Source organism: Streptomyces sp. G-G2, from assembly GCF_030063135.1.
Taxonomy (GTDB): Bacteria; Actinomycetota; Actinomycetes; order Streptomycetales; family Streptomycetaceae; genus Streptomyces.
In genome coordinates this window covers 48,350-61,334 of the sequence record NZ_JASISO010000020.1, presented here as the reverse complement: position 1 = coordinate 61,334, position 12,985 = coordinate 48,350, and the positions used below count along the sequence as shown (strand labels likewise).

The 12,985-nt window shown below is 71.6% G+C and carries 11 protein-coding genes; all 11 read left to right on the top strand.

Features of this window, described 5'->3' with window-relative positions:
- The first annotated feature begins 6 nt into the window (after positions 1-6).
- A complete protein-coding gene (locus QMF80_RS17685) occupies positions 7-879 on the top strand; it encodes a glycosyltransferase family 2 protein (RefSeq protein WP_283454472.1) in 873 nt (290 codons plus the stop codon).
- A gap of 101 nt (positions 880-980) precedes the next feature.
- Positions 981-1,910, top strand: a complete 930-nt coding sequence (locus tag QMF80_RS17680; protein ID WP_283454334.1) for an ABC transporter permease — start codon at positions 981-983, stop codon at positions 1,908-1,910.
- A 7-nt stretch (positions 1,911-1,917) separates the two neighbouring features.
- A complete protein-coding gene (locus QMF80_RS17675; protein WP_283454470.1) occupies positions 1,918-2,688 on the top strand; it encodes an ABC transporter ATP-binding protein in 771 nt (256 codons plus the stop codon).
- Between the two features lie 443 nt (positions 2,689-3,131).
- Positions 3,132-4,061 carry a squalene synthase HpnC gene (gene hpnC / locus QMF80_RS17670; RefSeq protein WP_283454332.1) on the top strand — a complete coding sequence of 310 codons (930 nt, stop codon included), beginning with the start codon at positions 3,132-3,134 and terminating at the stop codon, positions 4,059-4,061.
- Positions 4,058-5,026, top strand: coding sequence for a presqualene diphosphate synthase HpnD (gene hpnD, locus QMF80_RS17665; protein WP_502962872.1), 969 nt, complete (start codon positions 4,058-4,060; stop codon positions 5,024-5,026). The genes hpnC and hpnD overlap by 4 nt, the downstream gene beginning before the upstream one ends.
- A 97-nt stretch (positions 5,027-5,123) precedes the next feature.
- Positions 5,124-6,497, top strand: coding sequence for a hydroxysqualene dehydroxylase HpnE (hpnE, locus tag QMF80_RS17660; protein ID WP_283454328.1), 1,374 nt, complete (start codon positions 5,124-5,126; stop codon positions 6,495-6,497).
- Positions 6,494-7,675: a polyprenyl synthetase family protein gene (locus tag QMF80_RS17655; protein WP_283454327.1), complete on the top strand. Its 1,182-nt coding sequence runs from the start codon at positions 6,494-6,496 to the stop codon at positions 7,673-7,675. Before hpnE ends, QMF80_RS17655 begins: the two co-directional genes overlap by 4 nt.
- 121 nt (positions 7,676-7,796) lie before the next feature.
- Positions 7,797-9,848: a squalene--hopene cyclase gene (gene shc / locus QMF80_RS17650; RefSeq protein WP_283454324.1), complete on the top strand. Its 2,052-nt coding sequence runs from the start codon at positions 7,797-7,799 to the stop codon at positions 9,846-9,848.
- On the top strand, positions 9,845-10,498 hold the full coding sequence (locus QMF80_RS17645; protein ID WP_283454322.1) for a phosphorylase family protein: 654 nt from the start codon (positions 9,845-9,847) through the stop codon (positions 10,496-10,498). Before shc ends, QMF80_RS17645 begins: the two co-directional genes overlap by 4 nt.
- A gap of 5 nt (positions 10,499-10,503) precedes the next feature.
- Positions 10,504-11,535: an adenosyl-hopene transferase HpnH gene (gene hpnH / locus QMF80_RS17640; protein WP_283454321.1), complete on the top strand. Its 1,032-nt coding sequence runs from the start codon at positions 10,504-10,506 to the stop codon at positions 11,533-11,535.
- Positions 11,532-12,938, top strand: a complete 1,407-nt coding sequence (locus QMF80_RS17635; protein WP_283454319.1) for an aspartate aminotransferase family protein — start codon at positions 11,532-11,534, stop codon at positions 12,936-12,938. Before hpnH ends, QMF80_RS17635 begins: the two co-directional genes overlap by 4 nt.
- Positions 12,939-12,985: the final 47 nt, after the last annotated feature.

Genomic DNA, 12,985 nt, shown 5'->3' with positions numbered 1-12,985 from the left:
GCGTCGATGCGGCTCGGCGCCGTGATCATCACCATGGGCAACCGGCCCGACGAGCTGAAGGCGCTCATCGACTCGGTGGCCCGCCAGGAGGGCGACCCCGTAGAGGTGGTCGTCGTGGGCCAGGGCGTGAAGGTCACCGGGCTGCCCGAGGGCGTCCGCACCGTCGACCTGCCCGAGAACCTCGGCATCCCCGGCGGCCGCAACGTCGGCATCGAGGCCTTCGGCCCCGGCGGGAGCGACGTGGACGCGCTGCTCTTCCTCGACGACGACGGGCTGCTGGAGCGCACCGACACCGCGCAGCTGTGCCGCCAGGCCTTCGCCGAGGACCCGCAGCTCGGGATCGTCAGCTTCCGGATCACCGACCCGGAGAGCGGCGAGACCCAGCGCAGGCACGTGCCCCGGCTGCGCGCCTCGGACCCGCTGCGCTCCTCCCGCGTGACCACCTTCCTGGGCGGCGCCAACGCCGTGCGGACGACGGTGTTCGAGCAGGTCGGACCGCTGCCCGGGGAGTTCTTCTACGCGCACGAGGAGACCGACCTGGCCTGGCGCGCGCTCGACGCGGGCTGGATGATCGACTACCGCGCCGACATGGTGCTGCTGCACCCGAAGACCGCCCCGTCCCGGCACGCGGTCTACCACCGGATGGTGGCCCGCAACCGGGTGTGGCTGGCCCGGCGCAATCTGCCCGCCCCGCTCGTTCCCGTCTACGTCGGCGTCTGGCTGCTGCTGACCCTGGCGCGCCGCCCCTCGGCGAGCGCGCTGAAGGCCTGGTTCGGCGGGTTCAAGGAGGGTTGGGTCACTCCGTGCGGTCCCCGCCACCCCATGAGGTGGCGGACCGTATGGCGCCTGACCCGGCTCGGCCGACCACCCGTCATCTGATGACAAGCCCGGGTCTGGGAGCATGAAGGTCCATCTCTGGCGTTTCGTGCCCCCCGGCCCGCCGCCCCCCTGCCGCATCTTGAAGACGAAAGTTTCAACTTGTGAGTGACTCAACCCACGACGGCGCCCTTGCCACGAGCAGGCCGCCGTCAGCCGACGAAGGCCTGACGGCCGCCGAACTGGCCAAGAAGTACGGCCTGTCCGTGAGCGGTGCCCGGCCCGGCCTCGGCGAGTACGTCCGGCAGCTCTGGGGACGTCGCCACTTCATCATGGCCTTCTCCCAGGCCAAGCTGATGGCCCAGTACAGCCAGGCGAAGCTCGGCCAGATCTGGCAGGTGGCGACCCCACTGCTGAACGCGGCCGTCTACCTGCTGATCTTCGGCGTGATCCTCGGCGCCTCCAAGGGCATGACCCTGAAGGAGTACATCCCCTTCCTGGTCATCGGGATCTTCGTCTTCACCTTCACCCAGAGTTCGGTGATGGCCGGTGTCCGGGCGATCTCCGGCAACCTCGGCCTGGTCCGGGCCCTGCACTTCCCCCGGGCCTCGCTGCCGATCTCGTTCTCGCTCCAGCAGCTCCAGCAGCTGCTGTACTCGATGATCGTCGTCGTCGTGATCACCATCGGGTTCGGGAACTACCCGCGGCTGTCGTGGCTGCTGGTGGTGCCGGCGCTGGTGCTCCAGTTCGTCTTCAACACCGGACTGGCGCTGATCTTCGCGCGGATGGGCTCCAAGACCCCCGACCTGGCGCAGCTCATGCCGTTCATCCTGCGCACCTGGATGTACACCTCCGGCGTGATGTTCTCCATCGAGACGTTCCTCAAGAGCAAGCCCCACTGGATCTCGGACGTGCTCCAGTGGAACCCGGCGGCCATCTACATGGACCTCATCCGCTACGCCCTGATCGACAACTACAGCGCCGCCAAGCTGCCGCCGCACGTGTGGGGCTTCGCGCTCGGCTGGGCGGTCGTCGTGGGCCTGGTGGGCTTCGTGTACTTCTGGAAGTCCGAGGAGCGTTACGGCCGTGGCTGACACCACCATGGGGCAGGTCCCCACCGTCATCGCGGACGAGGTCCACATCGTCTACCGCGTCAACACCGGCGGCGGCAAGGGCAGCGCGACCGCCGCGCTCAGCAAAATACTGCGCCGGGGCAAGAACAAGGACGCCTCGTCCGGGGTCCGCAAGGTGCACGCCGTCCGCGGGGTGTCCTTCACCGCCTACCGCGGCGAGGCCATCGGCCTGATCGGCTCCAACGGCTCCGGCAAGTCCACCCTGCTGCGGGCCATCGCGGGACTGCTGCCCTGCGAGTCCGGCAAGGTCTACACCGACGGGCAGCCCTCGCTGCTCGGCGTGAACGCGGCGCTGATGAACGATCTGACCGGCGAGCGCAACGTGATGCTCGGCGGCCTCGCGATGGGCATGTCCCGCGAGGAGATCAAGGAGCGCTACGCGGGGATCGTCGACTTCTCCGGCATCAACGAAAAGGGCGACTTCATCTCCCTCCCGATGCGTACGTACTCCTCCGGTATGGCGGCCCGGCTGCGTTTCTCCATCGCCGCGGCCAAGGACCACGACGTCCTGATGATCGACGAGGCGCTCGCCACCGGTGACCGGAAGTTCCAGATCCGCTCCGAGGAGCGCATCCGCGAACTGCGCAAGGAGGCCGGTACGGTCTTCCTGGTCAGCCACAGCAACAAGTCGATCCGCGACACCTGCGACCGCGTCCTGTGGCTGGAGCGCGGCGAGCTGCTCATGGACGGACCCACCGAAGAGGTCGTGTCCGCCTACGAGAAGGAAACCGGCCGCTAGCGACGGGGCGAACGTTGCCTGACGCGGCACGGGGTCGTGCCGTCCGCACGGCGACACGCCGAAGGCCCCCGCCGTCCCGTGCGGCGGGGGCCTTCGGCGTGTCGGGCCGGCCTCGGGACCCGTTCGGGATCTCCTCTTCACGGGCGCCGCGCACGGCACTCGGGACGGTGATATTTCCCCGGTTGTGACATCTCGTAATGGGGCGAATACCCAATAGGCCCCGGCGCCGTTGTACAACGTAAGCTGGACCGGTCCTGAATCGTGGCGCGCGGGCTGGATTCCCCGCAGGTGAACGCATTCGAGCACCCCGGGTAAAACCCGGCGGCGTGTCCGAAATAGGATGTATTGGGTCGGCAGTGTAGAACGGGAGATGTGACGGCAATGGCTACGGGAATTCTCCGGCCCCCAGGCGTTTCCGCCGTCCCCGCCCCGGGCGGCGGGCGGTGACCCCGGGGCGCGGCATCCGTCACCCGGCCGACGCGGACCCCGCGCGCGCCACCCTCCGCAAGGCCGCCGCGGAGAACTTCCCCGTCGCCCCCGCCTTCCTGCCCCGCGCCTGGCGAGACGGCCTGATGGCGGTCTACGGGTTCGCCCGCCTGGTGGACGACATCGGCGACGGCGACCTCGCCCCCGGCGGCCGCGACGCCGCGCTCCTCGGCCTCGATCCCGGGCAGGCCGAGGACCGGCCCGCCATGCTGGACGCCCTCGAAGCCGACCTGCGACGCGTGTTCGGCTCCGCGGCGGGCGAGCCGCGCCACCCGCTGCTCCGGGCCCTGCGGCCCGTCGTACGCGAACACGCGCTCACCCCCGAGCCCTTCCTGGGGCTCATCGAGGCCAACCGGCAGGACCAGCGGGTGTCCCGCTACGAGACGTACGGCGACCTGCTGGCCTACTGCGAGCTCTCCGCCAACCCGGTCGGCCGCCTCGTCCTCTCCCTCACCGGAACCAGCACACCCGAACGCGTGCGCCACTCCGACGCGATCTGCACCGCCCTGCAGATCGCCGAACACCTCCAGGACGTCACCGAGGACCTCGGCCGGGACCGGATCTACCTCCCGGCCCAGGACATGCGCCGCTTCCACGTCACCGAGGACGCCCTGCGCGCGCCGGTCGCGAGCGCGTCCGTACGCTCCCTGGTCGCCTACGAATCCGAACGGGCCCGCCACCTCCTGAATGAAGGCACCCCCCTGGTGGGTAGCGTGCACGGCAGACTCCGGATGCTGCTCGCGGGGTTCGTGGGAGGCGGGCGCGCCGCCCTGAACGCCGTGGCCGCCGCCGGATTCGACGTGGCGCCCGGCCCGCCCAAGCCCACCAAGAGCGGCCTGCTCCGCGAGGTGGCCGCCGTCCTGCGCACAGCGCCGAGAAAGAGGTGAGCCCGAACGTGGAGGGCCCCACGCACACGTCCGCACCGTCCGCCCCGTCGGCACCGGTGCTCGCCGCCTACAGCTACTGCGAAGCCGTCACCGGCAGCCAGGCACGCAACTTCGCCTACGGCATCCGGCTGCTGCCCACCGACAAGCGGCACGCGATGTCCGCCCTGTACGCCTTCTCCCGGCGGGTCGACGACATCGGGGACGGAACGCTCCCGCCCGAGGCCAAGCTCGCCCGGCTGGAGGAGACCCGCGCCCTGCTCGGCCGGGTCATCGAAGGCGCCGTCGACGAGGACGACACCGACCCGGTCGCCGTCGCCCTCGCCCACGCCGCGCGCCGCTTCCCCATCCCGCTCGGCGGACTCGACGAACTCATCGACGGCGTCCTGATGGACGTCCGCGGCGAGAGCTACGAGACCTGGGACGACCTCAAGACCTACTGCCGGTGCGTCGCCGGTGCCATCGGGCGGCTCTCGCTCGGCGTGTTCGGCACCGCCCCTGGCGCGCCCGACTCCGGCCGCGCCGGAGAGTACGCCGACACGCTCGGACTCGCCCTCCAACTCACCAACATCCTCAGGGACGTTCGTGAGGACGCCGACAACGGCCGCACCTACCTGCCCGCCGAGGACCTCGCCAAGTTCGGCTGCTCGGACGGCTTCCGCAGTGACCGGGCCCCCGCCGGATCCGACTTCCCCGGACTGGTCCACCACGAAGTACGGCGCGCCCGCGCCCTGTTCGTCGAGGGCTACCGGCTGCTGCCCATGCTCGACCGGCGCAGCGGCGCCTGCGTCGCCGCCATGGCGGGCATCTACCGCCGCCTCCTCGACCGGATCGAGCGCGAGCCCGAAGCCGTCCTGCGCGGCCGCGTCTCGCTGCCGCCGCACGAGAAGGCGTACGTCGCCGTGCGCGGCCTCTCCGGCCTCGACGCCCGGACCATCTCGCGCCAGAGCACCCGGAGGCGGCCCTGATGGGAACGCGCGTCAGCTGGGGAGGACGAGGAAGGTGGGGAAGGCGGGCAACCCCGGGCGGCGATCCGACGTCTGCCGGGACGACGGAGGAGGACGGATGAACGCGGACCGTGCCGTGGTGATCGGCGGCGGCCTCGCCGGGGTGAGCACCGCGCTGCAGCTCGCCGACGCCGGGATGCGCGTGACCCTGCTGGAGGGCCGCCCCCGGCTCGGCGGGCTCGCCTTCTCCTTCAAGCGCGGCGAACTCGACGTGGACAACGGCCAGCACGTCTACCTGCGCTGCTGCACCGCCTACCGGTGGTTCCTGGACCGCATCGACGGCGCGGACCTCGCCCCGCTCCAGGACCGGCTCGACGTACCCGTCCTGGACGTCGCGCACCCCGGCGGGCCCCGCCTCGGCCGACTGCGCCGCAGCGCCCTGCCCGTCCCCCTGCACCTCGCCGGCTCGCTGGCGCGCTACCCGCACCTCTCCCTCGCCGAACGCGCGAGCGTCGGGCGCGCCGCCCTCGCGCTGCGCCGCCTCGACCCGGCCGACCCGGCGCTCGACGGCGTGGACTTCGCCACCTGGCTCGGCCGTTACGGCCAGTCCCCGCGCACCATCGAAGCGCTGTGGGACCTCGTCGGCATCGCCACCCTCAACGCCACCGCCGCCCAGTCCTCCCTGGGGCTCGCCGCCATGGTCTTCAAGACCGGGCTGCTCTCCGAGAACGGCGCCGCCGACATCGGCTGGGCCCGGGTCCCGCTCGGCGAACTCCACGACACCCTCGCCCGCAAGGCCCTCGACGCGGCCGGCGTACGCACCGAACTGCGCACCCGGGTCACCGACATCAGCCGCACCCCGGACGGCGACTGGTGCGTCGCCACCGAGGACCGGAGCATCGACGCGGGCACCGTCGTCCTCGCCGTCCCGCAGCGCGAGGCCCACGGCCTGCTCCCGGCCGGAGCCCTGGTAGACCCGGACAAGCTCCTCGACATCGGCACCGCGCCCATCCTCAACGTCCACGTCGTCTACGACCGCAAGGTGCTGCGGCAGCCGTTCTTCGCGGCCCTCGGCTCCCCGGTCCAGTGGGTCTTCGACCGTACCGACAGCTCCGGGCTCGCCGACGGCGGCCAGTACCTCGCCCTGTCCCAGTCCGTGGCCCAGGACGACATCGACGAGCCCGTCTCGGTGCTGCGCGCCAAGTACCTGCCCGAACTGGAGCGGCTGCTGCCCGCCGCCCGCGGCGCCAAGGTCCGCGACTTCTTCGTCACCCGGGAACGGACGGCGACGTTCGCCCCCGCGCCCGGCGTCGGCAGGCTGCGGCCGGCCGCCACCACCGACGCGCCCGGGCTCTACCTGGCCGGAGCGTGGACCGCCACCGGCTGGCCCGCCACCATGGAGAGCGCCGTGCGCAGCGGACTGAGCGCGGCGCACGCCGCCCTCGCCGCCCTCGGCCGCCCCCGCGAACACCCGCTGCAGGAGGCGGCATGACGACCACCAGCACGACCGGTACCGCACGTACAGGAACCAGAGGAGAGCCAGTGAACCCGGGGAACCCGGCTGTCGGAAGCGCCGAATCCGCCACGAGTGCGGAGAGCGCGGGGAGCCCCGCGGGCGCGCCCCGCGGCGGCGCGGAGAAGACGGACACGGTCGCGCTCCTCGACCGGGGCCGCACCCTGTCGACCCCCGTCCTGCGGACGGCGGTCGAACGGCTCGCACCGCCCATGGACACCGTCGCCGCCTACCACTTCGGCTGGATCGACGCCCAGGGAAATCCGGCGGACGGCGACGGCGGCAAGGCCGTGCGCCCCGCCCTGGCCCTGCTCTCCGCGGAAGCGGCGGGCGCCGCGGCCGAGGTCGGCATCCCCGGCGCGGTCGCCGTCGAGCTGGTGCACAACTTCTCGCTCCTGCACGACGACCTGATGGACGGCGACGAGCAGCGCCGCCACCGCGACACGGTGTGGAAGGTGCACGGCCCGGCACTGGCGATCCTCGTCGGCGACGCCCTGTTCGCCCTCGCCAACGAGGTCCTGCTGGAACTGGGCACCGTGGAAGCGGGCCGCGCCGCGCTCCGACTGACCACCGCGAGCCGCAAACTGATCGACGGTCAGGCCCAGGACATCTCCTACGAGCACCGCGAGCGCGTCAGCGTCGAGGAGTGCCTGGAGATGGAGGGCAACAAGACCGGCGCGCTGCTGGCCTGCGCGGTCTCCATCGGCGCGGTCCTCGGCGGCGCCGACGACCGTACGGCCGACAAGCTGGAGGAGTACGGCTACCACCTCGGCCTCGCCTTCCAGGCCGTCGACGACCTGCTCGGCATCTGGGGCGACCCCGAGGCCACCGGCAAGCAGACCTGGAGCGACCTGCGCCAGCGCAAGAAGTCCCTGCCCGTGGTCGCCGCGCTCGCCGCGGGCGGCCCGGCCTCCGAGGAACTGGCCGAACTCCTCGCCGCCGACGCCAAGAGCAACGACTTCGAGAACTTCTCGGAGGAGGAGTTCGCGGCCCGCGCCGCCCTCATCGAGGCGGCGGGCGGCCGCCAGTGGACCGCCGACGAGGCGCGCCGCCAGCACGTGATCGCCGTCAAGGCGCTCGACGACGTGGACATGCCCCAGCGGGTGCGCGACCAGCTCGTCGCCCTCGCCGACTTCGTCGTCGTGCGCAAGAAGTGATCGCCACCCGTACGCGGATATGACGCGCAAGTCGCCGACCGGAGCCGCTTCCTGCTGATAGCGCGCACCGGCCGACGGCAGACCCCAGCACAGCAGAGGACACTGCACGTAAGGGGAAGCCATGACAGCGACGACCGACGGCGGTGCCGGGGACTGCGGCACCGACTCGGGCAGCGACACCGAAGCGGCGGTCCGGCCGGCCCACCCCGGGCCGCCGGGCCGGCCCGGCCCTGCCGCCGGGCCGGACCGGGCCGAGCGGGCCGCCCGCGAGGCCACCGACCGCGCCACCCGCAACCTGCTGGACCGCCAGGACCCCGAGGGCTGGTGGAAGGGCGACCTGGAGACCAACGTCACCATGGACGCCGAGGACCTGCTGCTGCGGCAGTTCCTCGGCGTGCGGGACGAGGCCACCACCCGCGCCGCGGGCCTGTTCATCCGCGGCGAGCAGCGCCCGGACGGCACCTGGGGCACCTTCCACGGCGGTCCGCCCGACCTGTCCGCCACCATCGAGGCGTACGTCGCCCTGCGGCTCGCCGCGGACGACCCGGACGAGCCGCACATGGCCCGCGCCTCGGCCTGGATCCGGGCCCACGGCGGGATCGCCGCGGCCCGCGTCTTCACCCGGATCTGGCTGGCCCTGTTCGGCTGGTGGAACTGGGACCACCTGCCCGAACTGCCGCCCGAGCTGGTCTTCCTGCCCAAGTGGGTACCGCTCAACATCTACGACTTCGGCTGCTGGGCCCGGCAGACCATCGTGCCGCTGACGATCGTCTCCGCGCAGCGCCCGGTCCGCCCGGCGCCCTTCGCCCTCGACGAACTCCATACGGACGCGCGCAGCCCCTTCCCCGCCAAACCCCTTGCCAGAATGGTCAGTTGGGACGGCGCCTTCGAGCGCATGGACAAGGCCCTGCACCTCTACCGCAGGCTCGCGCCGCGCCGCCTGCGCAAGGCCGCCATGCACGCCGCCGCCCGCTGGATCATCGAACGCCAGGAGAGCGACGGCTGTTGGGGTGGCATCCAACCGCCCGCCGTGTACTCCGTCATCGCGCTCCACCTCCTCGGCTACGACCTGAACCACCCGGTGATGCGGGCCGGGCTGGAGTCCCTCGACCGGTTCGCCATCTGGCGCGAGGACGGCGCGCGCATGATCGAGGCCTGCCAGTCCCCGGTGTGGGACACCTGCCTCGCCGCGATCGCCCTCGCCGACGCGGGGCTGCGCCCCGACCACCCCGCCCTGGTCAAGGCCGCCGACTGGATGCTCGGCGAGGAGATCGTCCGCAGCGGGGACTGGGCCGTCAAACGGCCCGGACTCGCCCCCGGCGGCTGGGCGTTCGAGTTCCACAACGACAACTACCCCGACATCGACGACACCGCCGAGGTGGTCCTCGCACTGCGCCGGATCCGTCACCCCGACCCCGCGCGGCTGGAGGCGGCCGTGGCCCGGGGGGTGTCCTGGAACCTCGGCATGCAGTCCCGCAACGGGGCCTGGGGCGCCTTCGACGCGGACAACACCAGCGTGCTGCCGAACCGGTTGCCCTTCTGCGACTTCGGCGAGGTCATCGACCCGCCCTCGGCCGATGTCACCGCCCACGTCGTGGAGATGCTCGCCGTGGAGGGCAAGGCGGGCGACCCCCGCACCCGACGCGGCATCGAGTGGCTGCTCGCCGAACAGGAGCCCAGCGGCGCCTGGTTCGGCCGCTGGGGCACCAACTACGTCTACGGCACCGGCTCGGTGGTCCCCGCGCTCGCCGCCGCCGGAATGGCCCTCACGCATCCCGCGATCCGGCGTGCGGTGGCCTGGCTGGAGACCGTGCAGAACGAGGACGGCGGCTGGGGCGAGGACCAGCGCTCCTACCAGGACCCGTCCTGGGCCGGACGGGGCGCCTCCACCGCCTCCCAGACCGCCTGGGCGCTGATGGCCCTGTTGTCGGCCGGTGAGCGCGAGAGCATCGCCGTACGGCGCGGGATCGCCTACCTCGTGGAGACCCAGCGGCCGGACGGCTCCTGGGACGAGCCCTATTTCACGGGCACCGGCTTCCCCTGGGACTTCTCCATCAACTACCACCTCTACCGGCAGGTGTTCCCGCTCACCGCGCTCGGCCGCTACCTCTACGGCGAACCGTTCGCCGGAGGTACCGTCCGCGCCCTGGTCGCGGCGGAGGAGGTCCGGTGACCGCGACCGGGCCGCGGGGCCCCCTCCTCATCGCCTGCGCGCTGCGCATCGAGGAAGTGGCCCTGCGCAGCCGCCGCCACCGCGACGCGCCCGAGGGGAACGCCGTCCTGCGCACCGGGATGGGGCCGCGCGCCGCCGAGCGGTCCGTGATCCGCGCCCTGGCCGACCCCCGGATGCGCGGGGCGGCCGTCCTGGCCACCGGGTTCTGTGCCGGACTCGTACCCGGCACGCACCCGGGTGACCTCGTCGTCGCCACCGAGACCGTGGACCCGCGCGGCACCGTCACCGGTGTCGGTACCGCGCGCCTCGCCGAGGCGCTGGCCCGGGCCGTACCCGGCCGGACCGTCCACACCGGCCCCCTGATCGGCTCCGACCACGTCGTCCGCGGCCAGGAGCGCGCGCGGCTGCGCGCCACCGGCGCCATCGCGGTCGACATGGAATCGGCGGCCACCCTCTGGACCGCCGCGCAGCTGGGCGACCCGGCCGGGCCGCGTCCGGTTGCGGCCGTCCGGGTGATCGTGGACGCTCCGGAGCATGAGCTCGTCCGTATCGGCACCGTGCGCGGTGGAATATCAGCTTTCCGCGTATTGCGTGCGGTACTGCCCGCATTTTATGAATGGCACCGTTCTTCGCTGCTCCCCAGGAGGTGAGCCAGATGGCAATGCCGTTGCGACAGTCCATCAGGGTCGGGACGTATCTTCTCGAACAGAAGCTCCGCAAGCGTGAGAAGTTCCCGCTGATCGTCGAGCTGGAACCGCTCTACGCCTGCAACCTGGCGTGCGAGGGGTGCGGAAAGATCCAGCACCCGGCCGGGGTCCTCAAGCAGCGCATGCCCGTGGCCCAGGCGGTCGGCGCCGTGCTGGAGTCCGGCGCGCCCATGGTGTCCATCGCGGGCGGCGAGCCCCTGATGCACCCTCAGATCGACGAGATCGTGCGCCAGTTGGTGGCCAAGCGCAAGTACGTCTTCTTGTGCACCAACGCCGTGCTGCTGCGCAAGAAGATGGACAAGTTCACCCCCTCGCCGTACTTCGCCTTCGCCGTCCACATCGACGGCCTGCGCGAGCGCCACGACGAGTCCGTCGCCAAAGAAGGCGTCTTCGACGAGGCCGTCGCCGCCATGAAGGAGGCCAAGCGGCGCGGGTTCCGGGTGACCACCAACTCCACCTTCTTCAACACCGACACCCCTCAGACCATCATCGAGGTCCTCAACTACCTCAATGACGACCTCCAGGTCGACGAAATGATGATCTCGCCCGCCTATGCCTACGAAAAGGCTCCCGACCAGGAGCACTTCCTGGGCGTGGAACAGACCCGGGAACTCTTCCGGAAGGCCTTCTCGGGCGGCAACCGGAACCGCTGGCGCCTCAATCACTCCCCGCTCTTCCTGGACTTCCTGGAAGGCAAGGCCGATTTCCCCTGCACCGCCTGGGCCATTCCCAACTACTCGCTCTTCGGCTGGCAGCGCCCCTGCTATCTGATGAGCGACGGGTACGTGCCCACGTACCGGGAGCTGATCGAGGACACCGACTGGAGCAAGTACGGCCGCGGAAAGGACCCGCGCTGTGCGAACTGCATGGCGCACTGCGGCTACGAGCCGACCGCCGTCCTCGCCACGATGGGATCGCTCAAGGAGACCCTGCGGGCGGCCCGGGAGACGGTGGGGGGCAACTGGGAGAAGCGGGTATGACGGCGGCCCCGGGGGGTCCGGGCCAGGGTTTCGACCTGGGCTCCCTGCTGGCCGCGCGGGGTGGCGAGCGCTACGAGCTGCATGCCCGCCACCTCAACCACCAGCTGCCCCGGATGCTCCACACCATCGGCTTCGACAAGGTCTACGAGCGGGCCGAGGGCGCCCATTTCTGGGATGCCGAGGGCAACGACCACCTCGACATGCTCGCCGGCTTCGGGGTGATGGGGCTGGGCCGCCACCACCCCGTGGTCCGGCGCGCGCTGCACGACGTACTCGACGCGCGGCTCGCCGACCTCACCCGCTTCGACTGCCAGCCGCTGCCCGGGCTGCTGGCGGAGAAGCTGCTGTCCTACAGCCCCCACCTGGACCGGGTCTTCTTCGGCAGCAGCGGGACCGAGGCCGTGGAGACCGCCCTGAAGTTCGCCCGCTTCGCCACGGGCCGCCCCAGGGTCCTGTACTGCGACCACGCCTTCCACGGGCTCACCACCGGCTCCTTGTCGGTGAACGGGGAGGCCGGCTTCCGGGACGGGTTCGCACCCCTGCTGCCCGACACGAAGATCGCGCTCGGGGACCTCACGGCCCTGGAGCGCGAGCTGAAGCACGGCGACGTGGCGGCCTTCGTGGTGGAGCCGATCCAGGGCAAGGGCGTGCACGCGGCGCCGCCCGGGTTCCTGAAGGCCGCGCAGGACCTGCTGCACCGGCACAAGGCGCTCCTGATCGCCGACGAGGTGCAGACCGGCCTCGGCCGGACCGGGGACTTCTACGCGTACCAGCACGAGCCCGGGGTGGAACCCGACCTGGTGTGCGTGGCCAAGGCGCTGTCGGGCGGTTACGTGCCCGTCGGGGCGACCCTCGGCAAGGACTGGATCTTCAAGAAGGTCTACTCGTCCATGGACCGGGTGCTCGTGCACTCGGCCAGCTTCGGCTCCAACGCGCAGGCGATGGCGGCGGGGCTCGCCGTGCTCTCCGTGATCGACGACGAGTCGGTCGTGGCCAACGCCCGCGCCATGGGCGACCTGCTGCGCGGCAGGCTCGCCGCGATGGTGGACGAGTACGAGCTGCTGCACGAGGTGCGCGGCCGGGGGCTGATGATCGGCATCGAGTTCGGCCGTCCGTCCTCGCTCGGGCTGCGCAGCCGGTGGACCATGCTCCAGGCGGCCCGCAAGGGGCTCTTCGCGCAGATGGTCGTCGTACCGCTGCTCCAGAAGCACCGGATCCTGACCCAGGTCTCCGGTGACCACCTGGAGGTGATCAAGCTCATTCCGCCGCTGATCGTGAACGAGGCGGACGTGGACCGCTTCGTGGGCGCCTTCCGCGAGGTCATGGACGACGCCCACGGCGGGGGCGGGCTGATGTGGGAGTTCGGCAGGACCCTGGTGAAGCAGGCCGTGGCGAACCGCTGACCCGGCCGGCCCCGGTGCCCGTCCGCCCGTCCGCTCGATCGGGCGGA